25 protein-coding genes are annotated in these 25,887 nt (G+C 69.9%); 12 read left to right on the top strand and 13 right to left on the bottom strand.

Features of this window, described 5'->3' with window-relative positions; translation table 11 throughout:
• Nucleotides 1-207: 207 nt before the first annotated feature.
• The 3 genes from AB0M01_RS27485 to AB0M01_RS27475 are packed head-to-tail and all read right to left on the bottom strand — an operon-like array spanning nucleotide 208 to nucleotide 2,708.
• Nucleotides 208-1,191, bottom strand: a complete 984-nt coding sequence (locus AB0M01_RS27485) for a Gfo/Idh/MocA family oxidoreductase (RefSeq protein WP_363674418.1) — start codon at nucleotides 1,189-1,191, stop codon at nucleotides 208-210.
• A 55-nt stretch (nucleotides 1,192-1,246) separates the two neighbouring features.
• Entirely contained in the window at nucleotides 1,247-1,804 is a 558-nt protein-coding gene (locus AB0M01_RS27480) for a GNAT family N-acetyltransferase (RefSeq protein ID WP_363674416.1), read from the bottom strand.
• 1 nt (nucleotide 1,805) lies between these two features.
• The gene (locus tag AB0M01_RS27475; protein WP_363674414.1) at nucleotides 1,806-2,708 is read right to left on the bottom strand and encodes a phosphotransferase; all 903 of its coding nucleotides are present in this window, start codon (nucleotides 2,706-2,708) and stop codon (nucleotides 1,806-1,808) included.
• Nucleotides 2,709-2,760: 52 nt separating this feature from the next.
• On the opposite strand from AB0M01_RS27475, the gene AB0M01_RS27470 reads away from it, so the two are divergent.
• The gene (locus AB0M01_RS27470; protein WP_363674412.1) at nucleotides 2,761-3,612 is read left to right on the top strand and encodes a GNAT family N-acetyltransferase; all 852 of its coding nucleotides are present in this window, start codon (nucleotides 2,761-2,763) and stop codon (nucleotides 3,610-3,612) included.
• Between the two features lie 3 nt (nucleotides 3,613-3,615).
• Here AB0M01_RS27470 and AB0M01_RS27465 read toward each other — a convergent pair whose 3' ends face one another.
• The 4 genes from AB0M01_RS27465 to AB0M01_RS27450 form a co-directional block, all read right to left on the bottom strand.
• Nucleotides 3,616-3,807 (bottom strand): hypothetical protein, encoded by a 192-nt coding sequence (locus tag AB0M01_RS27465; protein WP_363674410.1) that lies wholly within the window; start codon nucleotides 3,805-3,807, stop codon nucleotides 3,616-3,618.
• Between the two features lie 208 nt (nucleotides 3,808-4,015).
• Entirely contained in the window at nucleotides 4,016-4,285 is a 270-nt protein-coding gene (locus AB0M01_RS27460; protein WP_363674408.1) for a phosphotransferase, read from the bottom strand.
• Nucleotides 4,286-4,443: 158 nt separating this feature from the next.
• Nucleotides 4,444-5,421, bottom strand: coding sequence for a TerC/Alx family metal homeostasis membrane protein (locus AB0M01_RS27455; protein WP_363674406.1), 978 nt, complete (start codon nucleotides 5,419-5,421; stop codon nucleotides 4,444-4,446).
• A 254-nt stretch (nucleotides 5,422-5,675) separates the two neighbouring features.
• Nucleotides 5,676-6,611 (bottom strand): AraC family transcriptional regulator, encoded by a 936-nt coding sequence (locus tag AB0M01_RS27450; protein ID WP_363674404.1) that lies wholly within the window; start codon nucleotides 6,609-6,611, stop codon nucleotides 5,676-5,678.
• A gap of 72 nt (nucleotides 6,612-6,683) precedes the next feature.
• Between AB0M01_RS27450 and AB0M01_RS27445 the strand changes: the two genes are divergently transcribed.
• The 4 genes from AB0M01_RS27445 (at nucleotide 6,684) to AB0M01_RS27430 (ending at nucleotide 11,368) form a co-directional block, all read left to right on the top strand.
• Nucleotides 6,684-8,066: an FAD-dependent oxidoreductase gene (locus tag AB0M01_RS27445; RefSeq protein WP_363674402.1), complete on the top strand. Its 1,383-nt coding sequence runs from the start codon at nucleotides 6,684-6,686 to the stop codon at nucleotides 8,064-8,066.
• Between the two features lie 144 nt (nucleotides 8,067-8,210).
• Nucleotides 8,211-10,274 (top strand): PQQ-dependent sugar dehydrogenase, encoded by a 2,064-nt coding sequence (locus tag AB0M01_RS27440; RefSeq protein ID WP_363674400.1) that lies wholly within the window; start codon nucleotides 8,211-8,213, stop codon nucleotides 10,272-10,274.
• A gap of 138 nt (nucleotides 10,275-10,412) precedes the next feature.
• Nucleotides 10,413-10,760, top strand: a complete 348-nt coding sequence (locus AB0M01_RS27435; RefSeq protein WP_363674398.1) for a helix-turn-helix domain-containing protein — start codon at nucleotides 10,413-10,415, stop codon at nucleotides 10,758-10,760.
• Nucleotides 10,757-11,368, top strand: a complete 612-nt coding sequence (locus tag AB0M01_RS27430) for a mobile mystery protein B (protein ID WP_363674397.1) — start codon at nucleotides 10,757-10,759, stop codon at nucleotides 11,366-11,368. The genes AB0M01_RS27435 and AB0M01_RS27430 overlap by 4 nt, the downstream gene beginning before the upstream one ends.
• 1 nt (nucleotide 11,369) lies before the next feature.
• Here the strand turns inward: AB0M01_RS27430 and AB0M01_RS27425 are convergent, their stop codons facing one another.
• Nucleotides 11,370-12,083 (bottom strand): transporter substrate-binding domain-containing protein, encoded by a 714-nt coding sequence (locus tag AB0M01_RS27425; RefSeq protein ID WP_363674395.1) that lies wholly within the window; start codon nucleotides 12,081-12,083, stop codon nucleotides 11,370-11,372.
• Between the two features lie 157 nt (nucleotides 12,084-12,240).
• Here AB0M01_RS27425 and helR point away from each other — a divergent pair, with 157 nt between their 5' ends.
• The 4 genes from helR (at nucleotide 12,241) to AB0M01_RS27405 (ending at nucleotide 16,890) form a co-directional block, all read left to right on the top strand.
• Entirely contained in the window at nucleotides 12,241-14,382 is a 2,142-nt protein-coding gene (helR, locus tag AB0M01_RS27420) for an RNA polymerase recycling motor ATPase HelR (RefSeq protein ID WP_363674393.1), read from the top strand.
• Between the two features lie 93 nt (nucleotides 14,383-14,475).
• The gene (locus AB0M01_RS27415) at nucleotides 14,476-14,892 is read left to right on the top strand and encodes a YciI family protein (RefSeq protein ID WP_363674391.1); all 417 of its coding nucleotides are present in this window, start codon (nucleotides 14,476-14,478) and stop codon (nucleotides 14,890-14,892) included.
• Nucleotides 14,893-14,975: 83 nt separating this feature from the next.
• Nucleotides 14,976-16,226 (top strand): sigma-70 family RNA polymerase sigma factor, encoded by a 1,251-nt coding sequence (locus AB0M01_RS27410; protein WP_363674389.1) that lies wholly within the window; start codon nucleotides 14,976-14,978, stop codon nucleotides 16,224-16,226.
• Nucleotides 16,219-16,890, top strand: coding sequence for a DNA alkylation repair protein (locus AB0M01_RS27405; protein WP_363674387.1), 672 nt, complete (start codon nucleotides 16,219-16,221; stop codon nucleotides 16,888-16,890). The genes AB0M01_RS27410 and AB0M01_RS27405 overlap by 8 nt, the downstream gene beginning before the upstream one ends.
• On the opposite strand, the gene AB0M01_RS27400 is transcribed toward AB0M01_RS27405, so the two are convergent.
• Nucleotides 16,856-17,635: an endonuclease/exonuclease/phosphatase family protein gene (locus AB0M01_RS27400; protein ID WP_363674385.1), complete on the bottom strand. Its 780-nt coding sequence runs from the start codon at nucleotides 17,633-17,635 to the stop codon at nucleotides 16,856-16,858. The two genes, AB0M01_RS27405 and AB0M01_RS27400, sit on opposite strands and share 35 nt — an antisense overlap.
• A 58-nt stretch (nucleotides 17,636-17,693) precedes the next feature.
• Here AB0M01_RS27400 and AB0M01_RS27395 point away from each other — a divergent pair, with 58 nt between their 5' ends.
• Together AB0M01_RS27395 and AB0M01_RS27390 are read left to right on the top strand one after the other, a co-directional pair.
• Complete coding sequence (locus AB0M01_RS27395; RefSeq protein ID WP_363674383.1) at nucleotides 17,694-18,626, top strand: ATP-binding cassette domain-containing protein; 933 nt, start codon at nucleotides 17,694-17,696, stop codon at nucleotides 18,624-18,626.
• Nucleotides 18,623-19,372, top strand: coding sequence for an ABC transporter permease (locus tag AB0M01_RS27390; protein ID WP_363674381.1), 750 nt, complete (start codon nucleotides 18,623-18,625; stop codon nucleotides 19,370-19,372). The genes AB0M01_RS27395 and AB0M01_RS27390 overlap by 4 nt, the downstream gene beginning before the upstream one ends.
• Here the strand turns inward: AB0M01_RS27390 and AB0M01_RS27385 are convergent.
• Together AB0M01_RS27385 and AB0M01_RS27380 are read right to left on the bottom strand one after the other, a co-directional pair.
• Nucleotides 19,356-22,586: a BTAD domain-containing putative transcriptional regulator gene (locus tag AB0M01_RS27385; RefSeq protein WP_363674379.1), complete on the bottom strand. Its 3,231-nt coding sequence runs from the start codon at nucleotides 22,584-22,586 to the stop codon at nucleotides 19,356-19,358. The genes AB0M01_RS27390 and AB0M01_RS27385 overlap by 17 nt on opposite strands.
• Before the next feature lie 12 nt (nucleotides 22,587-22,598).
• Entirely contained in the window at nucleotides 22,599-23,219 is a 621-nt protein-coding gene (locus AB0M01_RS27380; RefSeq protein WP_363674377.1) for a DUF998 domain-containing protein, read from the bottom strand.
• A gap of 110 nt (nucleotides 23,220-23,329) precedes the next feature.
• Between AB0M01_RS27380 and AB0M01_RS27375 the strand changes: the two genes are divergently transcribed.
• Entirely contained in the window at nucleotides 23,330-23,929 is a 600-nt protein-coding gene (locus tag AB0M01_RS27375; RefSeq protein WP_363674375.1) for a hypothetical protein, read from the top strand.
• An 18-nt stretch (nucleotides 23,930-23,947) separates the two neighbouring features.
• Here the strand turns inward: AB0M01_RS27375 and AB0M01_RS27370 are convergent, their stop codons facing one another.
• Both AB0M01_RS27370 and AB0M01_RS27365 read right to left on the bottom strand, forming a co-directional pair.
• Nucleotides 23,948-24,595, bottom strand: coding sequence for a hypothetical protein (locus tag AB0M01_RS27370; protein WP_363674373.1), 648 nt, complete (start codon nucleotides 24,593-24,595; stop codon nucleotides 23,948-23,950).
• A 247-nt stretch (nucleotides 24,596-24,842) separates the two neighbouring features.
• Nucleotides 24,843-25,811 (bottom strand): DUF6528 family protein, encoded by a 969-nt coding sequence (locus tag AB0M01_RS27365; protein WP_363674372.1) that lies wholly within the window; start codon nucleotides 25,809-25,811, stop codon nucleotides 24,843-24,845.
• Nucleotides 25,812-25,887 lie beyond the last annotated feature (76 nt).

Raw genomic sequence — 25,887 nt, 5'->3', positions numbered from 1 at the left:
TTGTCAGCGATCCAGTAGTTGCCGACGGCAACTGAGAGGCCGGGAACGCCGAAGGGATCCGGCGGTGGCACCGCGGGATCCCGGGTCGTGCGGGCAGCACGCCGCAGAGGCTGCCGAGCGGCGGCCTCCGGTCCGTACCAGTTTGTTTCTGGTGTTAACTATGTCGCAGTCAACTGGTTTTCCCCGACTATGTCAAGACTTTGCCGATCAACCGGTCAGCACCTCGCTGAACTCGACCCGGCGGCGTTCGGCGGCCGACCGGACCGCGGCCTCCACCATGGCCAAGGAAAGAACGTTGCTGCGCGCATCGGCTTGCGAAGAAGCACCTGTGCGCACGCAGTTCACGAACTCGGCCAGCGATCCGGCGGTCTGCTCGGGGGCGTCGCCGACCTCCACCGAACGCAGCGGGTCACCGGTCGTCGGAGCCTCGTCGCCGTCCCACACCGCCGTACCGCGCTCGCCACTCACGCGCCAGCGGCTGTTCCAGGAGGTCTCCTGGCCCGGAGCCACCCAGCTGCCGTGGAAGACGAACCGCGCGCCGCCGGGGAACTCGAAGATCGCGGTCGCCGCGGCGTCCCCGGCGAACCAGCTCCAGCCCGGGTTGTACGACTCGCAGTACACGCTGACCGGATCGGCGCCGAGCAGTGCCCGGGCCGAGTCGAACTGGTGGATCGCCATGTCCACGAGCAGCGGATGCGGCATCTCCTCGCGGAACCCGCCGAAGTGCGGCGCCTTCGCGAACTCGCAGGAAACGCCGGCGATCCGGCCGAGCCCGGCGGTCGCCTTCCGCAGCGCGGTGAACTGGTTGAGGTACCGGCGGGACTGGCTGATCATCAGCAGCTGCCCGGTCTCCTCGGCGACGCCCGCGATGTACTGCGCGTCGGCGACGCTCGGCGCGATCGGCTTCTCGCAGAGCACCGGCAGGCCGGCCCGCAGCGCCTCCTCGTTGACCGCGTTGTGCGCGCCGGGCACGGTCACGTTGACCACGGCGTCCGCGCCGGTCAGGTCCTTCAGCTCGGTCAGCGTGCGCGCCACCGGGACCAGCGCAGCCAGCTCGTCCTCGCTGACCCGCTGCGCCAGGTCGAGATCGAGATCCACCAGGCCGACCAGCTCCACGTCGGCGGAGCTCGCGAGCGTGTGCAGCCAGGTCCGGCCCATCGACCCCGCCCCGACCTGAATGATCCGCAGCATGACTCTCCCGGCGTACTCGTGAACGGCCAAAACGAGGCGAGTATGTCAGGACTTGTCAGTCACCGCTGAGCCGGGCATGGGTGTGCGCGTCGTGCCACCCGTCCGCGTGCAGCATCGAGTCTCGGTGCGTCCCCTCGAGCGCGAACCCGGCTTTGGTCGCGACCCGGCAGGACTGCTCGTTGCGCACCGAGTGCGCGATCACCAGCCGGTGCAGCCCGAGCGTCCCGAAGCACCAGTCCGTCAGCGTCCGTACGGCGCCCCCGGCGACCCCTCGGCCACGGGCCGCCGGCAACATCCAGTACGAGAGGTCCGCCTTCGCCTCGTCCAGCTCGATGCGTCGCAGGCCGATCTGCCCCAGGACCTCGCCGTCGTCTCCCACGACGGCCCAGCTCGCCGCCTTCTCCGCGGCCCATCTGCCCGCCCACTGCTCGATCCACGCCACCGCCTCGGCGTCGTCGTCGATCCGCAGCACGTGCCACTGCTGCACACCCGGGTCGGCGAACGCCTCCCGCACCGCGTGGGCGTCTCCCACCTGCCAGGGACGCAGCCCCTTCAGCACCGGCTGCTCCCCCAGTACGCCGTGCGCCAGCGCGGGCTCACTCAGTCTCGGCATCTCACCACCCCGTCCGCGTCAGCTGGTGCTCGATCTCCTGCAGGTTGAACTGACCGTTGTGCCGGCCGTTCCAGAGCTCGGCCATCACCATGTTGATCCGGAAGATCCGCTCCAGCGGCTCGATCGCCGCGATCTCCTGCTCCGACAACGGGATGCCGAGCTCGGTCGCCTTCTGCTGGTAACTGGTCAGCAGTTCGGGTGATCGGTGCACCCGCGCGACCACGAACTCCCAGCTCCGGCTGTCCTGGTGGGCCAGGTCGAAGTCGATCACGCCGAGCGGATCGAAGTGCACGTTCCACTCGGCGAAGTCACCGTGCACGACGGTCTGCGGCAGGCCGAGCAGGTTGCGCTCGGCAACGAGCTGTTGGCCGCCGGCCATCGCGCGGTCGGCCCGGTCCGCGAGGTCGGGCCGGATCTCGCGGAGAGCAGTCACGCCCAGGTCCCAGCCCTGGAAGTTGCCCATCGCCACCAGGTCGCAGCCCTGGAAGAAGCCCTCCCGCTGCGGATCCTCCACACCTTGGAGATCTGCGTGCAGCTGCGCGAGCACGGCGCCACGCTCCGCGCGCTGCTCCGGCGTTTCCTCGTGTCGCGCCGTCCCCTCGACGAACCGCGTCGCGGCCCACAGCCGCTCGCCGTACTCGATCGGCCCGGCGACCGTGGTCGGCACCGACCAGCCACGCGCGGCGAGCCGCGCGACGACTTTCGCCTCGAACAGCAGATCCTGCCGGGTCCGCAGCACGTGGTACCGCCGCAGCACCACCCGGTCGCCGTCGGACGTCCACACGATCCAGACGCCGTTGAACGCGTCCCCCGGATCGGTGCCCTGGATCCCCTCCAGCTTCGCGACGGTGAGACCGAGCTGGGCGGCGACGTCGTACGGCGCGGTGCGCTGAGCGGGAGACACCGCCTCATTATCCAGGTGCAGACCGCTCACCGCACCGGGATAATCGGCGCCCATGGACCTGCGCCCGCTCGCGGTGACCGACGGCGTGGACGCCGTCCGGGCCGGCTTCACCCCCGAATTCGTTGCCCTCGACAACGACACCCTGGTCGGCTGCACGGCGCTGCGCTGGTGGGACGAGGCCGACGGCACCCGGCTGTACCTGCTGCTCGGCTGGGTCGAGCCCGTCTTCCGCGACCGCGGCTACGGCCGCCGGATCCTCGCCTGGCAGGAGGAGCAGGCCCGCGCCCACCTCGCCGCCAACCCCACCGACGGCCAGGCCTCGTACGGCGGCAACACCCGCGAGCACGACCCGTCGGTCGAGGCGCTGCTGCGTGCGGCGGGCTACCAGGTCGCGTTCACCCGGGTCCATCTCACGCTGGAGCTCGACGGCGCACCGCTCGTCGACCTGCCGAGTGGGTTGGAACTCAGAGCGGCCTCCCCCGATCACCACCGCGCGGTCTTCGAGGCCAACGCGGAGGTGTTCGCCGACCGCGACCTCGGCTACGTGCAGGACAGCTTCGAGGAGTTCGAGCGCGAGGCCGCGGACGACTTCGGCGATCACGAGCTGTGGACCCTCGCGTACGACAGCGACCGGCTCGCCGGCTGGGTGATCAGCGCCGAGGACGAGGAAGGTGTCGCCGACACGCCCTGGGTCGGCGTGCGTCCGGCGTACCGGCGGCAGGGCCTGGCCTCGGCGCTGCTGCGCACCAACCACGCGCAACTGCTCGACCGCGGCATCCACACCAGCGGCATCTGGACCCTGGCCGAGAACCCGAGCGGCAGCGTCGCGTTGTACGAGTCCCTCGGCTACCGCGAAGACGTCCGGCAACCGCGCTACCGCAAGCCGATCCAGCCGGTCACCTGACAGTCACCGCTCGTCGGCGACGACGCACGCGTCCTGCAACGTCTGCTGCCACGCCACGTCCCCGAGCATCGACAGGAAGGTCGTCGCCGCGTAGCTGTCGCTCACTCCGTCGACGAAGGCCTTGCGGTCCCAGACCCCGGTGAGGAACTCACAACCTCCGGCAGCGACGTAGACCAGCAGCAACCCCGGCAGCACCTCCCGCTCGGCCCGGACGGAAGCTCCTTCTCCCGGTTCAGGATCGACCGCAGCCGCGGGGCCACCTCGGCCAGTCCGGTGACGAGCTCTTCCAGCCCAGGAACGAGTTCCCGGCGGTGCCAGCCCTGGACGGTCTCCAGGAACTCCTCGACTCTGCGCAGCGGGTCGGCCCGTTCAGTACGTCGTACCGGCAGCCGCAGCTCCCAGGTCAGGCGGTGCATGCGCGCGACCGCGCCGGGCCGGCGGTCGGGAAGCCCGCGGCGCGCAGGAACTCGACCGCGAGCAGCTCGTACGCGATGTCGTCCGGTTCCCTGGTCCGCTGGTAGCGCCGGACGACGAACCGGCGGTCGCCCTCGGTCAGCAGCGAGTTCTCGTTGATCAGGCCGCCGGTCAGCAGCTCCCGGTGCGCGAGCGCCGAATCCACTCCCCACTCGGCGAGAAAGCGCGACCACCCGGCGGCGGACTCGGTCGTGTTCATCTGTCCTTCGGGCCTCGCGGCGACAGGTCTTCGTCCGGACAAAGACCTGACCCGACCATCACGGGGGAACGGCCGGGCCAGGCACTTCGATGGTACCCCTGGAGACGGGGATCAACCGGGCGAATCACGGGGGAAAACGCGCCTTCCCCCGGCAGCGGTCAGTCGGCCTCGGCCTCCACCCGGCGCCGGTCGTAGCCGGACTTGATCAGGCTGGCCACGGTGGTGATGAACAGGGTGCCGGCGATGAAGCCGAGCGAGGTGGCGATCCCGATGTGCGGCAGGTGGATGGCGCCGATGTCGTCGATGTGCGAGCCGTGCAGCGCCTCGATGATCAGCTTGACGCCGATGAAGGCCAGGATCACCGACAGGCCGACGTTCAGGTAGATGACGCGCTCCAGCAGGCCGCCGATCAGGAAGTACAGCTGGCGCAGGCCCATCAGCGCGAACGCGTTCGCGGTGAGCACGATGTAGGCGTCCTGGGTGAGCCCGAAGATGGCCGGGATCGAGTCCAGCGCGAAGATCACGTTGGCCATCCCGATCGCCGAGATGACGATCACCAGCGGGGTCAGCATCCGCTTGCCGTCGACCCGGGTGACCAGCTTGCTGCCGTCGTAGTCGTGGGTCAGCGGGAGGACCTTGCGCATCCCGCGGATGACGGCGTTCTCCTGGAAGTCGTCCTCGTCGTTCTCGCCCTCGAGCGCCAGCTTCACCGCGGTGTAGACCAGGAACGCGCCGAAGATGTAGAACACCCAGCTGGCCGCGGAGATCGCGGCGGCACCGGCCAGGATGAAGACCGCGCGGAGCAGCATCGAGACCACGATGCCGATGTAGAGCACCTTGTCCTGGGCCAGCGACGGGACCGCGAACCGGGCCATGATGATCACGAAGACGAACAGGTTGTCGACGCTCAGGCTGTACTCGGTGATGTAGCCGGCGACGAACTCGCCACCGCTGGCGCCCGGGCTGAGGACGAACAGGCCGACCGCGAACAGCGCCGCCAGACCGATGTAGAACAGCACCCACCGGGTGGCGTCCTTGATCGTGACGGTGTGTTTGCGGCGCGCGATCACGATCAGGTCGAAGGCGACGATCGCCAGCAACCCGACGATCGTGAGCACCCAGACGGCAGGGGACATGACAGAGACCATGACGGTTCCTCCGGACGACGACAGACAGCACCTGGTGGTCCGGAGGTCTCTTCCGCCCGGGCACGCACGTGCCCGGACCGGCAGCACCGGGTCGGCCGCCCAGGCCTTCCGTGATGACGACACTGCCGTTGCGAGTCCGGTACGACGTCCGCCGGACTCGGGGGGAATACTCCCCTCCTGAAACTATTCTATTGGGCACCGATGGTATACCGGATACAACCGCTCGGCTACCCCGGGAGATGTTACGGGGTCGCGCCGGAGCGCCGGAAACGGCCCGGGGTCCGGCCGGTGGCCTGGTGGAACGCGCGGGCGAACGCCGACTCCGACTGGTAGCCGACCCTGGCCGCGACGGTGGCGACGGTCAGGTCCTCGCGGGTGAGCAGATCGGCGGCGACCATCATCCGGATCCGGGTGACGAACGCGTTCACCGTCGTACCGGTGTGCCGGCCGAAGTGCCGGACGAAGGTGGCCCGTGACATCGAGGCCAGCCGGGCGAGCCGCTCGACCGACCAGTCCGCGCCGGGATCCTGCAGTACGGCGTCGATCGCGGCCGCGATCCGCGGATCGCCGGCGGCGGTCCAGAGCGGGGCACCGGTGAGACCCGCGCGGCGGAGGATCATCGCGAGCAGGGCGCCGCAGAGGCTGGTCAGGATCGCGCCCGCACCGGGGTTGGCCGCGCCGGCTTCGGTGCGCATCATCGTGGCGAGTGCGCGGACGGCGTCGTCGTCGGGGGCGACGGAGACGATCAGGGGGTCGGGCAGGCTGCCGAAGAGCATCGCGCCGGCCCAGGAGCCCGGTGAGTAGTAGCCACAGAAGAGGTCGATCACCGGGTCGCCGCCGAGGTCGCTGCGGAGCGTGCCGAAGGCAGGTCCTGGGGTGTCGGCGACGCCCTGCCACGAGGCGCTCCCGCCGGGCGCCGCCGGCTCTCGCGGGGCGAGGCGCGGGGTGCGGACGATGTGCGACGGGCTGCCCGGCAGGATCACCGCGTCCCCGGCGCGCAGCGGGTACGACCCGTCGGCCAGCTGGAGTGTGCACTCGCCGTCGAGCAGCAGGTGGAAGGTGGCGTCGTGCTCGCCGTACGCCGGGACCGTCATCTCGGTGGCGCCCGCGAGCAGGCAGCGCTTGTCGAGGACGGCCGTCGGCTTGGCCAGCGCAATCAGGTGCGTGATGGAGTCCATGAGACGATACGACCGGAATCTGAGCAGGAATCGACTGGTACGGCTCAATCGTACCGACCGACACTAGCGATCATGACCTCCACGAACCTGCTCCGCGCCGACGTCGTCGTGATCGGCTTCGGCAAGGGCGGCAAGATCGCCGCCGGCACCCTGGGCCGCCTCGGGCGCCGCGTCGTCCTGATCGAGCGCTCCGACCAGATGTACGGCGGCACCTGCCCGAACGTCGGCTGCGTCCCGACCAAAGCACTGGTGCACCGCTCCGGCAAGCGCCGCCCCGGCGACCAGCCGCAGGAGTGGTTCGAGCGCTCGGTCGGTGAGGTGCAGGCCATCACGTCGGCGTTCCGGGCCGGCAACTTCGAGGCCCTGGACGGCGCCGAGACGATCACCGTGATCACCGGCGAGGCGTCGTTCACCGACCCGCACACCGTCGCGGTCGAGACCGGCGCCGGCCGGATCGAGGTGTACGGCGAGACGATCCTGATCAACACCGGGTCGGAGCCGGTGATCCCGGACCTCCCAGGCCTGCGGGAGAGCCCGCTGACGATGACGAACGTCGACCTGATCCACACCACCCATCTGCCCGACCGGCTGGTGGTGATCGGCGGCGGTTACCTGGGCATCGAGTTCGCCTCCATCTACCGGCGGTTCGGGTCGCAGGTGACCGTGCTCGAGGCGTCGCCGCGGATCCTCGGCCGCGAGGACGACGACATCGCGGCGGTCGCCGAGCAGATCCTCACCGGCGAAGGGATCCGGATCGTCCCGGGCGCTCGCGTGCGGGAGATCCGTGGCGACGACACCGTCGTGTACGAGAAGGACGGGCGCGAGCACACGCTGACCGCCGACGCGATCCTGTCCGCGACCGGCCGCCGCCCGGCGACGGCTGCGCTGGACCTCGCCAAGGCCGGCGTACGGACGACTCCGGGCGGCGCGGTCGAGGTCGACGAGCACCTGCGGACCAACCAGCCGCACATCTACGCACTCGGTGACGTGAACGGCGGTCCGCAGTTCACCTACATCTCCCTCGACGACAGCCGGATCGTGCTGGACCAGCTGATCGGCGAGGGCAAGCGCGCCACCACCGACCGGGTCGCCGTACCGCAGACGCTGTTCATGTCGCCGCCGCTGGCGACGGTCGGGCTGACCGAGAAGGCGGCCCGGGAGGCCGGGTACCGGATCAAGATCGGGTTCCAGCCGGTCGCCGACATCGTCGCGATGCCGCGGGCCTACATCGTCGAGGAGACCCGCGGCGCGATGAAGTTCGTCATCGACCTGGAGACCGACCAGATCCTCGGTGCGGCGCTGCTCAGCGTCGACGCGCAGGAGCTGGTGAACGTGGTCGCGCTGGCGATGCGGCAGGGCATGACGGCGACCGCGCTGCAGCGTTCGATCTTCACCCACCCGTCCTCGACCGAGGCGTTCAACGACGTGATCGGCGCGGTGGTCCGCTCGGACTGATTCCAGGCAAGCGCATTCCCGATGTCTTGACAGCGGTTCTCCGGCGGTGGTGTGATCAGCGCTGATAGTTAGGAAACGTTCCTGCCTATCAATGCTCGGCTCCCCTGCTGCTCCTCCCGCCCCAGGAAGTCAGGAGACCGCCCGATGAGACTTCGCTCTGCCCGGCGTACGGCGACCGCGGGTCTGACCGCGCTCGCCGTCGCGCTCGCGCTCGCCACCCCACCCGCCGCTGCCGCGCCCACCGACTACCAGGCCGAGGACGCGCTGATCTCCCAAGGCCTGGTCGAGTCCAACCACGCCGGGTTCACCGGGCGGGGGTTCGTGAACTTCGACAACCTGGTCGGCAGCTACGTCGAGTGGACCATCCAGTCCCCGGTCGCGGGCCCGGCCGACGTCACCCTGCGCTACGCCAACGGCACGGCGGCCGCCCGGCCGCTCGACTTCACCGTGAACGGCGTCGCCGGCGCGGTCGGGATCACCTTCCCCGGCACCGGCGCCTGGACCACCTGGCAGACCAAGACGGTCCGGCTGTCACTGGTGGCCGGGAGCAACAAGATCCGGGCCCGCGCGACCACCGCCGACGGCGGCCCGAACGCCGACAAGCTGACCGTGAACCCGACCAGCGACGACACCCAGCCACCCGGTGCCCCGAGCAACTTGGGAGTCAGCAACATCAAGTCGAACGCGGCGACCTTCAGCTGGTCGGCGGCGAGCGACAACGTCGGCGTGGTCCGGTACGAGATCAACCGTGGCGGCAACGTGCTCAAGGTGGTCGACGCGAACACGCTGACCGCGACCGTCGACACGCTCACCTCCAACACGGCGTACGACATCTCGGTCGGGGCGTTCGATGCCGCGGGCAACGCTTCGCAGCAGAGCAACGTGGTCACGTTCACCACGCCGGTCAGCGGTGACACGCAGCCGCCGACCGTGCCGGGCAACCTGCGCTCGACCGGCGCCACCGCGAACAGCGTCTCGCTGGCCTGGAACGCGTCGACCGACAACAGCGGCAGCGTCGCCGGGTACGACGTGTACCAGGGCAGCACGCTGGTCTCGAGCACCGGCTCGCTGACCGCGACGGCGACCAACCTGACCGCCAACACGCAGTACACGTTCACGGTCAAGGCGCGCGACCCCGACGGGAACGCCTCCGGGCCGAGCAACGCGGTGACGGTCCGGACCAGCGGTGGCGGGACCGGCGGCATCCCGGAGTACGAGCGCGACATCGCGCGCGTAGACCTCGGCTGGAGCGTCGCGTTCCTGCCGGACGGGTCGGGCTCGGCGCTGGTCACCGAGCGGGACCGGTTCGAGCTGCTGCTGGTCTCGTCGACCGGGCAGAAAACCGTGCTGGGCAAGGTTCCTGGCGCTGTCACGACCACCGGTGAGGGCGGGTTGCTCGGCCTCGCGCTGTCGCCGAACTTCAGCACCGACCACTGGGTGTACCTCTACCACACGGCCGCGAACGACAACCGGATCGTGCGGATGAAGTACGAGAACGGCGTACTCGCGACGACGTCCTCGCCGGTGCTCACCGGACTGGCCAAGAACCGGTACCACAACGGCGGGCGGATCCGCTTCGGTCCCGACGGCAAGTTGTACGCCGCCGTCGGCGACGCGAAGAACTCCGGCAACTCGCAGAACCGCGGCTCGCTGAACGGCAAGATCCTGCGCATCAACCCCGACGGCACCGCGCCGAGCGACAACCCGTTCTTCAGCACCGGCGGCAACGCGCGCTACGTGTGGAGCCTCGGCTTCCGCAACCCGCAGGGCCTCGCGTGGGACTCGCGCGGCCAGCTCTGGGCCGCCGAGTTCGGTGAGAACAGCCAGGACGAGCTGAACCTCGTCCAGAAGGGCGGCAACTACGGCTGGCCCGCCTGCGAGGGAACGATCGGCGACTGCGGCGGCTACATCGCCCCGAAGCGCACCTGGTCGACGTCCCAGGCCGGCCCGAGCGGCGTCGAGATCGTCAACGACTGGATCTACGTCGCCGGCGTCACCGGCCGCCAGCTCTGGGTCACCCAGATCAACGCCGCCGGCAACGGCGTCGGCACCCCCCAAGCCCTCTTCTCCGGCCGCTGGGGCCGCCTGCGCAGCATCACCAAGACCCCCGACGGCGCCCTGTGGCTGACCTCGACCAACAACGACATGAACGGCGGATCCCCGAACACCATCGACAACCACATCGTCCGCCTGAAGTTCCCGGGCTGATCCCCCCGACCGCCAAGGGTCCTTCCGAACTGCCCTCGGAAGGACCCTTGGCTCCTGTTCGGTCACAGGACGACTTGTGACAGTACTGACACACCGCTACCCTGTGACAGTACTGTCACACCGAAGAGGAGCGCACCGATGACGATCGGCGGAATGCGAGAGCTGGGGACCGCGGTCCGGGCCGAGCGCAAGCGCCGGCACCTGTCGCAGGCCGAACTGGCCGGCGCGGCGGGCGTCTCCCGGGAGTGGCTGAGCCGGCTCGAGAACGGCGCCCCGCGGCTCGAGGCCGACAAGCTCCTCCAGGTCCTGTCGAAGGTCGGCATCGCACTGGTCGCCCCCGACGAGCAACCGACCCAGCAGGACATCGCCAAAGCCCAGCAGATCGCCTGGACGATGTCGCTGGAGGCGCAGCCGGTGACCGAGGAGGGCTTCCAGCGGGTCCTGCGGAAAGTCGTCGCCCACCGCGTCCGCAGTCAGGCGGCGTGACCGCCGACAGGCTGGGTGGCGACGAGGACGGTCAGACGCCGGTCGACGCCGACGACGCGCAGTACCTGAACCCGGCGTACGCGTCGATCGCGACCCGGGCGGAGCTGAACGACGCCGAGGCGGACAACATCACCGACGCGCTGCTCTGGCTCGGCGATCAGGTGCTGAGCACCGCCGACCTGCTGTGCCAGTCGTTCGTGCGTGAGCTCCACCAGCGGATGTTCGGCGAGGTCTGGAGCTGGGCCGGACAGACGCGGCGGCGCGAGACCACGATCGGTGTCGCGCCGGCCCAGATCCCGGAACGCCTGCAGATCCTGCTCGGCGACACGGCGTACTGGGTGGAGCACGGCACCTACTCCGAGTCCGAGATCAGTATCCGGTTCCACCACCTGCTGGTGTCGATCCATCCGTTCGTGAACGGCAACGGAAGGCATGCGCGGCTGGCGGCCGGAGCGCTGGCAGACACCCTCGGCCTCGGCCCGGGCCACCTGTCGTGGGGTGCCCGAGGAGGACTGCCGGTCGCCGAGGCACGCCGGCAGTACCTGGCCGCGCTTCGGCAGGCAGATCGTGGTGACTACACGGCGCTGCTCGAGATCGCGGCGAACTGAGCTAGTCGCTGAGCGGCGCGACCATCGCGTCGAGGCGGCCGGAGGCCTTCAGCGCAGCGGCGACGAAGCCTGTTGCCTTGAGGTTCTCGATCTGCTCGGAGAGCCAGATGGTGGTGTCGGGGTGGCGCTTGGGGGTGGCGACGGCCTGGCGGATCTCCATGAAGCGGTCGGGGACGACGCGGGTGCCGGGGGTGCGGGCGACGAACTCCTCGACCGGCTTGCGGATGCCGGCGCCGGCGTCGAGCTGCTCGTCGCGGAAGACGTCCACGCCTTCGGCGCTGCGGATCAGTGTCGCGTGCCGCAGGGTCCGAGTGAGGAACAGGTCGTACGCCGAGCCCTCCTTGACCCCGATCCTGACGCCCTCGCGGTCGGCCTCGGCCGGGGTGGTGATCGGCGAGCCGTCGGGCACGGCGTACACGCCCTCGATGATCACGTACGGCGGTGTGAACGCGACCTGGTCGGCGCGCGCGGGCTCGATCGCCAGGAAGCCGAGGTCGGCGCGGCCGTCGGTGAGCGCCTCGAAGGACTGCTTGGCCGCGGTGAAGCAGACGAACTCGACCGCGACCTCCAGCCGGCGCGCGAGCTCGCGGGCGATGTCGACGGTCACCCCGCCCGGCTGCCCGGGCGTGCCCTGCGCGAGCACCGGGTTGCCCAGGTTGATCGAGGCGCGCAGCACGCCGGTGGGAGCCAGGTCGTCACGTACGTCGATCGCCATGCCGGTGACTCTATCCCCGCCCCGGGCACAAAAAAGCGGCAAGGAAACGTTTTCCTTGCCACAACCAACTTATAGCGCACAGGGGGACTTGCCGCAAGGCCCCGGGGAGGGCTCACAATCGTCGACCGAACCACATTTTCGGACGAAACGGAGCCCCATGTCTGTGGGAACGACCAGCGCCTTCGACCTCGCCGGCCACCCCGCCAAGGACGACCCGGAGCTGATCGCGCGCGACGAGCAGCACTTCGCGGCGATCGCCGCGAGCCTCGACAAATCCGTCACCGACCTCACCCAGCGGCTGGAGGAGATCCGCAAGTCCCCCGGCGGCACCGGCCAGGAAGCTCTGGACCGCGATCTGGAGATCCACCGGCTGACCTCGCGGTTGCGGACCTTGCGCCGCTTCGGCCTCGATCTCTGCCTCGGCCACATGGTCGCCTCCGACGGCGAACCCGTGTACGTCGGCCGCCTGGGCCTCACCGACACCGATGGCCGCCGCCTGCTGATCGACTGGCGCTCCCCCGCGGCTGAGCCGTTCTTCGGCGCGACCCACGCGCAGCCGATGGATCTGGTCTTCCGCCGCCGCTACCGCTGGACCCGCGGCCGGATCAGCGACTACTGGGACGAGGTGTTCACCGCCGACGCCTTCACCGGGCACGCGGCGGCGCTCGACGACCAGTCGGCGTTCATCGCCAGCCTGGGCAGCAACCGCTCGGACCGGATGCGCGACGTGCTCGGCACCATCCAGTCCGACCAGGACGCGATCATCCGGGCCAGCTCGCGCGGCGCGCTCGTCGTCGACGGCGGGCCGGGCACCGGCAAGACCGTCGTGGCGCTGCACCGGTCGGCGTACCTGCTGTACTCCGATCCGCGGCTGGAGCAGCGGCGGGGCGGCGTACTGTTCATCGGCCCGCACCAGCCGTACCTGGCCTACGTCTCCGACGTGCTCCCGAGCCTCGGCGAGGAAGGCGTCCAGACCTGCACGCTGCGGGACTTGCTGCCCGAAGGCGCGACCGCCGGTCCGGAAACCGATCCCGATGCCCTGCGCCTCAAGTCGACGGCGCAGATGGTCGGCGCGATCGAGCCGGCCGCCGCGCTGTACGAGGAGCCGCCGACCAAGCCGCTGGTCGTCGAGACCGAGTGGGCCGACCTCTACCTCAGCGTCGCCGACTGGGCCGAGGCGTTCGGCTCGGTCGACGCCGGGACGCCGCACAACGAGGGCCGCGACCAGGCCTGGGACGAGCTGCTGACGATCCTGCTGGACAAGCTCGACGAGGACGACGAGGAGATCTCGCTCGACCAGGTACGCCGGGCGCTGCAGCGCAACGAGACGCTGCGCGACACGTTCGACCGGGCCTGGCCGCTGATCGAGCCGACCGACCTGGTCGCCGACCTGTGGTCGGTCCCGGCGTACCTGCGCCGCTGCGCGCCCTGGCTGGAGCCCGACGAGGTGAAGCTGCTGCAGCGCGACGACCCGTACGCGTGGACGGTCGCCGACCTGCCGCTGCTCGACGCGGCCCGGCAGCGGCTCGGCGACCCCGAGTCGTCGCGGCGGAAGCGCCGCCAGCGTGCGGTCGCCGCGGCGGAGCGCGAGCGGATGTCCGAGGTGATCGACCGGCTCCGCCAGGCCGACGACGGCGAGGGGCTCGTCCAGAGCCTGGTCCACGGCGATCTCCAGGAGGCGCTGATCGACGAGGGCGCGCTGCCGACGCCGGATCCCGACGAGCTGGCCGGGCCGTTCGCGCACATCGTCGTGGACGAGGCGCAGGAGCTGACCGACGCCGAGTGGCAGATGCTGCTGCTGCGCAACCCGTCGCGCAGCTTCACGATCGTCGGCGACCGGGCGCAGGCCCGGCACGGGTTCACCGAGTCGTGGGAGGAGCGGCTGCGGCGCGTCGGCCTCGACCGGGTCGAGCTGGCCGGGCTCACGGTGAACTACCGGACGCCGTCGGAGATCATGACCGAGGCCGAGCCGGTGATCCGCGCGGTGCTGCCGGACGCGAACGTGCCGACCTCGATCCGCGACAGCGGGCTGCCGGTCGGGCACGGGAGCATCGACTCCCTGGACACGGTGATCGCCGAGTGGACCGCGCAGCATCCCGACTCCACGGCCTGCGTGATCGGTGACCCGTCGTACGAGGGGACCGCCCGCTCGCTGACGCCGGTGCTGGCCAAGGGCCTGGAGTTCGACCTCGTCGTCCTGGTGAATCCGGAGGCGTTCGGGGACGGCGTCGAGGGTGCCGTCGACCGGTACGTCGCGATGACGCGGGCGACGCAGCAGCTCGTCGTCCTGACCGGGTGAAACTTTTCTCGGGCATGCTGTCGATCGGTGCGTGCACCGTTCGACCTGTGGGTGGCGAGGGCCCCCTCGCACCACCTGAGAGGAAGACTGACGATGACCAAGTACATGCTGATCATGCGGCCGACCGACGAGAACTACGCGCTGTTCGCCGATCTCGACTTCAACGAGATCGTCTCGACGATCGGGAAGTACAACGACGAGCTGATCCGGGCCGGCGTGCTGCTGGCCGCCGAGGGCCTCGACCCCGAGGAGAGCGTGGTCGTCGACTTCACCGGTGAGACGCCGGTGGTCTCCGACGGCCCGTACGGCGAGACGAAGGAGCTGTTCACCGGCTACTACATCCTGGAGGTCTCCTCGCGGCAGGAGGCGGTCGAGTGGGCCCGGCGGATGCCGTACACCCAGCACTCGAAGATCGAGATCCGCCGGGTCACCGGGATCGACGAGCTGCCGCAGGACAACCCGTGGATCCAGAACGAGCGCAAGTGGCGCGAGTCCACCGGGCAGCTGTGAGCCTGTCCCCCACACCGCGGGCCTGGCCTGCGGCTCGGCCGGACCGGGGCCTGGCATGAGCCTCGGTACGACCGGAGCCGGGCGTGAGTGAGGCTCGGCGCGTCGTCGAGGCGGTCTGGCGGAGCGAGTCCGCGCGCATCGTCGGCGCGCTCGCCCGCTACACCCACGACTTCGCGCTCGCCGAGGACGTCGCCCAGGAGGCCCTCGCCGAGGCACTGGTCAGCTGGTCGACCAGCGGCGTCCCGGACAAGCCCGCGAACTGGCTGACCGCCGTCGGCCGCCGGCGCGCGATCGACGCGTTCCGGCGGCGGGCGGGCGCCGACGAGCGGTACGCCGTACTGGCCCGCGACCTCGACGACACGACGCCGGGCGCCGACGTCCTGTTCGACCCGGACGCGATCGACGACGACCTGCTCGCGCTGATCTTCACGTCCTGCCACCCGATCCTGGCCAAGGAGTCCCGGGTCGCGCTCACGCTGCGCGTCGTCGGCGGTCTGACCACCGACGAGATCGCCAAGTCGCTGCTCGTCCCGGTCCCGACCGTGCAGGCCCGGATCACCCGCGCGAAGAAGTCGATCGCCGCGGCGCAGATCCCGTTCGCCGTACCGGAGCCGGCCGAGCGCCCGGCGCGGCTCAGCTCGGTGCTGAACGTGGTCTACCTGATCTTCACCGAAGGCTCGTCGGCCTCGCACGGCGACTCCCTGATCCGCACCGACCTCGCGCAGGAGGCGCTACGACTCGCCCGCAGCATCGCCCGCCTGACACCCGAGCACGAGGCGCAGAGCCTGCTCGCGCTGATGGAGCTGACCGCCGCGCGCTTCCCGGCCCGCGTGGACGCCGACGGCCGCCCGGTCCTGCTCGAGGACCAGGACCGCCACCTCTGGGACCGGTCCGCGATCCGCCGCGGCCGCGCTGCTCTGGCGAAGGCCGTCGCCGTCGGCCGCGGCCTCGGGTACTACGGCCTCCAGGCCGCGATCGCCGAGTGCCACGCCACCGCCGTCTCCGTCGACGAGACCAACTGGCCACGCATCGTCGCCCTGTACGAGGGCCTGCGCCAGCTCGCGCCGTCCCCGGTCGTCGACCTCAACCACGCCGCCGCGGTCGGCATGTCCTCAGGCCCCGCCGCCGGGCTGGCTCTGGTCGACGAGCTCGCGGACGGCGTACTGGGCAAGTCGCACCTCCTGTACGCCGTACGGGCAGGTCTGCTGGCGCGTCTCGACCGCCCGGAGGAGGCCCGCACCGCGTACCTGCAGGCCGCAGAGCTCTGCACCAACGAGGCGGAACGTGCCACCCTGGAGCAACTCGCCGCAGAACAGGAGCCCGCAGGTGCCTGACGAAACCGTGACCGCGCTGCTGACCGAGCTGGCCGCGCTCGAGGACCCGAAGATTCGCGCGGTCAACGAGAAGCACGGCGACGACCACGGTGTGAACCTGACCAAGCTCCGCGCGGTCGCGAAGCGCCTCAAGACCCAGCAGGAGCTGGCCCGCGACCTCTGGCGCACCGGCGATCCGAACGCGCGCCTGCTCGCCCTGCTGGTCTGCCGCCCGAAGGCCTTCGACCGCGACGAGCTCGATGGCATGCTCCGCGAACCGATCAGCCCGAAGGCCCACGAGTGGCTGGTGAGCTACGTGGTCAAAAAGAGCCCGCACTGTGAACCCCTACGCGTCGCGTGGTTCGCCGACCCCGACCCGGCAATCGCCAGCGCCGGGTGGGCGCTCACCACGGACCGGGTCGCCAAGTCGCCGGAGGGTCTCGATCTGCCGGGGCTGCTGGACACCATCGAGTCCGACATGAAGGGCGCTCCCGAGCGGCTGCAGTGGGCGATGAACCACTGCCTCGCCCAGATCGGGATCTCGCACCCCGACCTGCGAGCCCGCGCGCTGGCGATCGGCGAGTCCCTGGAGGTCCTGAAGGACTACCCGACGCCCCCGAACTGCACCTCGCCGTACGCCCCGGCCTGGATCAACGAGATGGTCCGCCGGCAGGAAGCTCAGTAGTCACCTGCAGGCCGAGATGGTCCGAGACGTACGGAGGACCGCTCGCGAATATCAGCTTCCTGGTCCGGACGCTGATCGACGGGCTGACCAGCACGAAGTCGATGCAGTGCGCCGGGCGGCCCGCGGGGAGGAACTCGGCGTGGTAGGTCGGCGGGCAGTCACCCTGGAACGCGTCGCGCAGCCCGGTCCGCCGGAGCAGCTCGGCGTGCAGCGTGCTCGACGCCGGGAGGTTGAAGTCCCCGCAGACGATCGCCGGATCTCCACCCACGATCGCCGCGAGCGCGTTGAACTGAGCGGCCTGCAGCGGGCGGAAGCGGTTCTGCTCCGACCAGTCGCCGTCGATGTTGGCGGCCGGGTGGATAGTGAGGACCCGGCATCCGGCGACCTGGACGGCGAGCACGCCGCAGTGCAGCGCGTTCAGCCGCGATCGCAGGGGAATCGTTCCTCTCGACCATCCCGGCAACCGCCGGTACGTCGTACCGCTCACTGGCTGCCGTGAGAAGACCACCAACCCACCGGCCGGTCCGGAGAACGAGCGGCGGTAGGCGGCGTACGGGAAGGACGGCAGGCCGCGCCGGAGCAGTCTGAGGAGCCGGTAGGTGTAGACCTCCTGCAGGCAGACCACGTCGGCGTCGCCCGCGTCGAACTCGGCGGCGATCGCCGCGAACCGCTCCTCGATCCTGGTCCCGCGCAGCGGCAGACCGCGGGTGTTGAGTGTCGCGAGGGTCAGCATGTCAGCAGTCACCCTAGCCGTGTCAGTCCGGTGTCAGGGCGGTGTCCGGCGCCCGCCGGAAGCTTCTCGCATGACAAGCACAGCGATTGCGGTTTCCGGGTTGCGGAAGGCGTTCAAGGACAAGGTCGTGCTGGACGGCATCGACCTGGAGGTGCCGGCCGGGACGATCTTCTCCCTGCTCGGCCCGAACGGCGCGGGCAAGACGACGACGGTGCACCTGCTGACGACGTTGATGCAGGCCGACGGCGGGACGGCGACGGTCGCCGGGTACGACGTCGCCGCCGACGCCCGGGCGGTCCGGGCCGCGATCGGCGTCACCGGGCAGTTCGCCGCGGTCGACGAGCTGCTGACCGGCGAGGAGAACCTGCAGCTGATGGTCGACCTGACCCGCTCGGCCGATGCCTCGATGGTCGCGGCGCTGCTGGAGCGGTTCGAGCTGACCGAGTCGGCGCGCAAGCCGGCGTCGACGTACTCGGGTGGGATGCGGCGCAAGCTCGACCTGGCGATGACGCTGGTCGGGAACCCGCAGATCATCTTCCTCGACGAGCCGACCACCGGGCTGGACCCGCGGTCGCGGCGGACGATGTGGACGATCATCCGCGAGCTGGTCGCCGACGGCGTCACGGTGTTCCTGACCACGCAGTACCTGGAGGAGGCCGACCAGCTGGCCGACCGGATCGCGGTCCTCGACCAGGGCCGGATCGTTGCCCAGGGCACCCCTGACGAGCTGAAACGACAGCTCCCCGGGACGCACGTCCGGCTCCGCTTCGGCACCGTCGCCGAGCTCGAGTCGGCCGCCGGCCTCTTCCCCGACGCCACCCGCGACGACGAGACGCTCACGCTGCGGGTGCCCAGCGACGGCGGTACCAAGTCGCTGCGCGGCGTACTCGACCGGCTCGACGAGTACGCGCTCAGCGCCGAGGAGTTCTCGGTGCACACCCCCGACCTCGACGACGTTTTCCTCGCCCTGACCGGCCACACCACGGAGGTAGTCGCATCATGAGCACCAAGTCCCCCGCGCTGGTGATGCTGCGCCGCGACTTCCGGCACATCGCCCGCAACCCGACCACCGTCTTCAACGCCGTACTGATGCCGGTCGTGATGCTGTTCATGTTCGTCTACGTGCTCGGTGACGCGTTCAGCGTCGGCGTCGACTACATCGACTACGCGACGCCGGGAATGATGCTGCTGGCGATCTGCTACGGCCTCGGCGGCACCGCGGTCGCGGTGAACTCCGACATGACCAAGGGCATCATCAACCGGTTCAAGGTGATGGACGTGCCGCGCGACGCCGTCCTGACCGGCAAGGTTGTGGCCAGCGTGCTGACCAACGTGATCGCGATCGTGGCGCTGGTCGGCGTCGCGTTCGCGCTCGGGTTCCGCCCGTCCGCGAGCTTCGTGGACTGGCTCGGGGTGATCGGCCTGATCCTGCTGCTCGGGTTCGCGACCGGCTGGCTGACGGTCGCGCTCGGCCTGGCGTCGAAGTCGCCGGAGACCGCCGCGTTCGCCGCCGTACCGCTGATCATGCTGCCGTTCTTCAGCAGCGCGATCGTGCCGGCCGACAAGATGGGGCCGGGGATCAAGCAGTTCGCGCAGTACCAGCCGTTCACGCCGATCATCGAGACGCTGCGCGGTCTGCTGAACGGCAACCCGCAGACCGGTGACGCGCTGACCGCCGTCGCCTGGTGCGTCGGGATCGCGCTGGTCGGCTACCTGTGGGCCTCGGCCACCTTCAAGAAGCGAGCGTGACCGCGACCAGCTGATCCCAGCTGGTCTCCCGGCCCTCCTGAGCCGCCTCGGCGTACTGATCGTCGCCGAGGCGGCTTCGCGCTGCCTGCTCGATCCGCGCCTCGTCGGGCAACGACCGGTCCGGCAGACCGCGTACGGCGGTACTTGCCGCCAGCAACCGTACGACGAGCTCGTGCTGGTCGCGGCGCAGCGCGAGGTCGGCCAGGCCGACCAGGACGGTCGCGATCACGGGGGCGTGACCGGAGGTGGTCGCCGCTTGGCAGGCCTTCGCGAAGTGTTGTCGGGCCTCGCCGAGGTCGTCGGCGAGGTAGCCGAGCAGGGTCTCGGTGGTCGCGCTGACGTGGGGCTGCTCGGCTTCGTCGCCGAGCAGTTGGCCGACGTACCGGACCTGCCGGTGTGCCTCGTCGGCGTCGCCGGCCCAGCGCGCCAGCTCGGCCTTCGAGAGCGCGAGCATGGCCAGCGATCCGGGCCAGTTCACCCGGTCGGCGTACCGCTGGGCCTCGGCCATCGCGGTCTCGGCGGCCTCGGACTGGCCGAGCAGCCAGTACAGCTGCGCCTGGCGCGAGCGCATCCGGATCGCGTCGTCGACGGACCCGAGCTCAGTGACGACGGCAACGGCCTCGTCGTAGTACTCGCAGGCCCGAGCGAACTCGCCGCGGACAGCGATCCGCTCGGCCAGCTCGGTGATCGCGAACGACGTCCCGAACCGCTCGCCGATCGCGCGGAACTCGGTGACCGCCAGCTCCAGCTGCGCATCGGCCTCGAACCCGCCCTGGCCGAGCACGATCCGCATCTTGCCGAGCTGCAGCCGGCCCATCGCGCGCACCCACGGGTCGGCGCTGCCGAGCATCGGCTCCCAGGCGGACAGGATGTCGCCGGGCGCCCTGAGCATGTGCTCGAGCGGCGCGATCAGCGCGAGCACCGGGTCGACGAGCGCGGTGCGCTGACTGATCTCGTAGGCGTCGTGGATCCACTCCTCGGCGTGGTGCTCGTCGCCGGGGCCGGTGTTGAGGAACGTGACGACCAGGACGTAGACCATCGCGCGGGTCTCGTCGGCGACCTCGCCGGGCGTCCTGGTCGCGGCCATCACGAGTTCGTTGCCCTCGGCCTTGTTGCCGCTGAGCCACCAGTACAGACCGGCCGCGGCGGCGAGTCGCATCGCCTGCTGTGCCTCTTGCGCCGCGATCGCCCCGCGCATCGCCGCGCTGAGGTTGTCGTGATCGGCCGCGAGGGTGGCGAGCCACTCGAGCTGCTCTCTGCGACGCAGGTACGGCGCGGCCTGTTCGGCGAGGTCGGTGAAGTAGGCGAGGTGGGCGTGCCGGGCTGCTGTGTCTTCGCCGGCTTCGGCGAGGCGCTGTACGCCGTACTCCTTGATTGTCCCGAGCAACCGGTACTTGTCGCCGTCGGCAACGATGAGGGACTTCTCGGTGAGGGCCGTGAGCAACTCTTCGACCTGCCAGGGCTCGACGGTGCTCGCTCGCTCGGTCACCTCGACGTCGGCGTCTCTCCGGTCGGTCGCCTCGACGATTGCGTCGTCGGCGCACACGCGCTCGGCGGCCTCCAGAGTCGCGCCGCCGGCGAACACGGCGAGCCGACGCAGAACCTTCCGCTCCTCCTGGCTGAGCAGCTCCCAGCTCCAGTCGATCACCGCTCTCAGCGTGCGCTGCCGCGGCAGCGCCGTACGACTGCCGCCGGTGAGCAACCGGAAGATGTCGTCGAGCCGGTCCGCAAGCTGGTCGAGCGTCATCGTCCGCAACCGCGCCGCCGCCAGCTCGATCGCGAGCGGCATCCCGTCGAGTGCACGGCAGACGCGCGCCATCGTCTCCGCGTCGCGCAATTCCTTGCCCACGGCACCTGCTCGGTCCCGCAGCAACTGCACAGCCGCGGACTCCTCGATCATTGCCGCATCCGCGTCGGCGGCCGGCAGCGTCAACGGCAACACCCGCCAGAGCGCCTCCCCGGTGATCCCGAGCGCCTCCCGGCTGGTCGCGATGATCCGCAGCCGGTGACACTCCCCGAGCACCCGGTGCGCGAAGGCGGCGGCGGACTCGATCACGTGCTCGCAGTTGTCCAGGATCAGCAGCGCGTCGCGATCGCGGAAGGCGTTGACGAACCGCTCGGTCGGCTCCAGCTCAGCCGCGTCGCCAAGCAGCCCGTCCCGCAACTTCAACGCCGTCAGCACCGCCTGCGCGACGTCGTTCTCCATCCCGACCGGCGCGAGCTCGACCATCCAGACGCCGTCGGGGAGTGCGCCGCCCCCGCTCGCCCCTCCGCTCCCGCTTGCCGCCCCTTCGCTCGGGCCCGGCGCCGACGCGTTGCTCAACAGCGTCCGTGCAGTCTCCGTCGCGAGCCTCGTCTTCCCCGCCCCACCTGGCCCGACCAGCGTCGTCAGGCGGTTCGCCGCCACCAGCTCCCGAACCTTCGCAACGTCGTCTTCCTTCCCGACGTAACTGCTCAACTCAGCCCGCAGGTTCGTCTTCCGCTCCTCCGGCGCCCGCCCGACCTCGCCCCGCAGCAACGCCACATGCACCGCCGACAACTCCGCCGAAGGATCCACCCCAAGCTCGTCGCCCAGCGCCTGCCGCGTCCGCTCGAACACCTGCAGCGCCTCAGCGTTCCGCCCAGCCGCCGCCAGCGCCCGCATCAACGCCGCCACGAACCGCTCCCGCACCGGATGCGCAGCCACCAGATCACTCAGCTCGGTAACCAGCCCCGCACCCCGCCCGAGCCGAACCTCAGCGTCGTACCAGTCCTCGAGAGCCCCCAGCCGAAGCCCTTCCAACCTGACAACAGCCGCGTCGTACGCCGAACTCTCCTGCAACCCCACATCCTGCATCGCCGCCCCACGCCACAACCCCAGCGCTTCCTGCAACGCCCCGAGGTCACCGGCCTGCCGAGCCTTCGCAACGAGGGCTTCGAACGCAACCGCATCCACATCCTCCGGAGCGACCCGCAGCCGATACCCCTCCGGATGCCCCTCCACAACCCCCTCCGGCAACACCTTCCGCAACCGCGAAACCAACCGCTGCAACGCGTTCCCCGCCTCAGTCGGCGGATTCTCTCCCCAGACCCAGTCGACCAGCACGCCCTTCGGCACCACCTGCCCCGGCCGCAGCGCGAGCGCGATCAGCACCCCCCGCAACCGAGCCCCCGGCACGTCGACCAGCTCAGCTCCGACGCGCACCTCGAACGGCCCCAGCATCCCGATCTGCACCCGCTGATCTTGTCACGCAGGAGTGCCGAGCTTGACCGCCACCAGCGACAGAATCACCATCGCCGAGACAACCCCGGCCGCCAGCACGGCAGACGCCGCGGGCACCCCAGCCATCGACGCGACATCGGCGACAACCACCGCCGCCGCTCCACCCCGCGCCGCCCACGCCCATCCCCGCTCCCCTCGCCGCGCGAAGAACCGCCCGAGCACGATCAGCACCGCCGTCAACGCCACGAACGCGACCGTCCCCGCCAGCAGATGCGCGATCGCGTGCCAACTGATCGAAGCCGGCGCCCCCAACGGCGTCCCCGCCGGAAACCCGTCCCCCGCATCGAGCACGAACACCCCCGCGAGCACGTAGCCCACGCCGTACACCGTCACCCACCGCGCCGCCCACTTGCCCGCCACCACTTGTTTGATCCCCCGCGCCCCGACGATCGCCAAGACCCCCGCGACCACGAAGTTGGCGATCTGCACCCACCCGAGCGACCCGGCCGACAACATGCTCAACGGATGCCGCGTCAGATCAAACCCCTCCCGCGTCGCCGCCTGAACCAACGCGACAACACCCCACAGCGGCCCACTCACCGCCAGCGCGGTGAACTTGGAGTCCATGATCGTTGCAGTAGACATCGTTCATCCCTTCGCCGTACGACGGCCCCCTTGACCGCCCGCACCAGAAGGTCGAACAACCACCCCGCGAATCGACACCTTTCGCGCTCTCTTCGAGGCATGCTGCTCGAATGACCCCCGATCCGCAGCGACGACCGGTGCTGGCCCTCCTGCTCAGCACCGACGCGCTCCTGATCGCCCTCCACCTGCTCGCAGCGCCCGACGTCCCCGCCCTCGACATCTCCCGCGACTACACCGTCCCCGAGTTCGTCACGTACCTGAAACTCCTCGCAACGGTCCTCTTGTTGATCCGCGCCGGCGTACGCGCCTGGCCCGTCATCTTCGCCTACCTCCTCCTCGACGACGTCCTCCGCCTCCACGAGTTCTTCGGCGAGGGCCTCGTCCGCCTCATCGACGACCCCAACCGCCACCTCCTCCGAGGCCTCCGCACCGAAGACCTAGGCGAACTAGCAATCCTCCTCGCCGCCGCCATCCCCCTCCTGGCCCTCCTCATCACCAGCTACCGCCGAGGCTCCCCACCATCCCGCCGCACCGACCGAAGACTCGCCCTCCTCCTACTCACCTGGGCCTTCTTCTCCATCGGCATCGACCTACTGTCCGCCACCTTCTCCGCCCCGACCCTCCCCCTGATCGAGGACGCCGGCGAACTGATCACCCTCACCCTGATCACGACGTACGCCTCCTCGCTGTCCACCGACGAGAAGACCTGAGATCCGCGCCAGGCCGCTTCAGACAGCGGGAGCAACTTCTACTACGCGCCAAGCGCGGGGGTGTGTGCCGGCGAGGAACTCGCCGAGCGATCGCCTGAACAGAAGATGCCTGAACGCCTTTAAGCCGTCGCCGAAAACCTCTGGCGACGCAACCACGTCTGTGGCGGACGTGATCGATCGGAGCTGCACGGAGGCTTCTGCCTCGCCGATGGGGAGCCATTTCCAAGTGGAGCACTCCGAGCACTGCGAGCCGCTCTCGTTCGGATTGTGCTTTGCGTGACGTGCCTTCACAGCCGTACTCAGTCCGGCTGGGTCGTACCACGGCTGGCGAGTCACCGTGGGGATGAGCTGCCGTGCCGAGGTCGGTCCGAGCGGTTTGCGGACTTCTCTCAGCTCGACGGCGAACCGATCGGCAACCTGCTCGGCGACCTCGCCGCTCAGACACACGACATCAAAAAGCCAGTTCGGCATCCACACGCCCGCTGTAGGGAACTTGCGTCCCTGCATGACCAACGCTCCGGATTGCGGGCCCTTGGGCGTGCCGCACCCGCGACACCAGCCGTCAGCGCCGAACATCGGATCAAGCCCGTAGGACTCCTCGGGCCACGGCCAGCCCGGGGTGAAGCGAGTGCTGAGTGCGACCCACTCGGAGGTGTCGATGCTCACCGCACCAGTATCCCGGCCCAACCTCAACGGCCGACGCATCCTGCTCCAAACCCGCACAACCCACCTCTTGGGCCGGGCCATCGTCTTCGGCCACCTGCTCCGCCTCCACGAGTTCGTCGGCGAGGGCCTCGTCCCCCTCGTCGAGGCCCCGAACCGCCACCTACCCGCACTCAGCCCTCGCCTTCGTGGAAGACGCCGGCGAACCAATCACGCTCACCTTCATCACGGCATGCGCGGACGCCTCACTTCACAGGTACCGATAACTCCAGACCCGAGCCTTGTAGATCTCGGCACCGGGCAACGTGCGGGTGAAATCCGGCCCGCTGAACGTCACCGTGTCCGTGCACCAACTGGTCGCACAGTCCGGCGCCGGCGAGGTCCGCACCACCTGCCCACGCGGCGTACTCCCAACACTCCGTACGTCGGGCCAGTCGTGCGTGCTCATGAACTTCCCCGTCGACTTGCTGAACTGGTACACGAAGCTCGTCGTACTGATCCACAGCCGATCCGGATCACCCAGCACCGGCGTGAGGTCATGCCCACCCGGCGACGGCAACGCGACCGTCCGCTCCGGCGCCAAGGTCGGCGCGGCGGCCGTACCGCCCACCTTCAACGCCACGACCGTCGTGTCGCCAAGCGCCCAGAGCAACTTCCGCACCGGATCCCACTGCACACCGTGCGCCCGAGGCAGCGCGAACTCGGCGTAGCTCACCGACGAAGACCCTTGCGACGCCGAGTACACCCGCACAAACCCACCCCGAGTCGCCGCAAGCGCGACGTTCCCATCCGGCAACAACTCCGCACTGTGCAGATTCGGCTGGCTCGACAGATTCACCCCCCAGATCCGCCGCCCACCCGGATAACTCATCACCCCAGCCAGCCCCAGCGAGTCAGTCACCAACACAACCGCCCGCCCACCCCGCTCCCGCCGCAACTTCACATCCGAAGGCGCACCCCACCCGGCAGCCAGCTCCCCAAACCCGTTCTCCCCAGTCGGATGCCACTCCCACTTCTGCGCCTCGGCCCGGCTCCAGTCCTTCACCGCCGGATCCATCACCCGAACCCGCGCCGCCGAGAAGTCACTCGTGTCCTGATCCACAACCGCCACCAAGCGCCCGTCGTACGGCGTGACCGCGGTGGCACCACCCGCCCCCGGAACCACAGCCAGCACCAGCCCAGCCGCCACCCCAACAGCAACAGAAGCAAGTCGTCTCATCCCCGGAGCCTAGAAGCCACCGGGATCAGCCCAACGAAACAGAGGCCCTTTCCCCAACTGGGAAAGAGCCTCTGGA

Source organism: Kribbella sp. NPDC051770, from assembly GCF_040681455.1.
GTDB lineage: Bacteria > Actinomycetota > Actinomycetes > Propionibacteriales > Kribbellaceae > Kribbella.
Note: the sequence above shows the minus strand (reverse complement) of the source record. Positions and strands in the feature narration are given on the sequence as shown.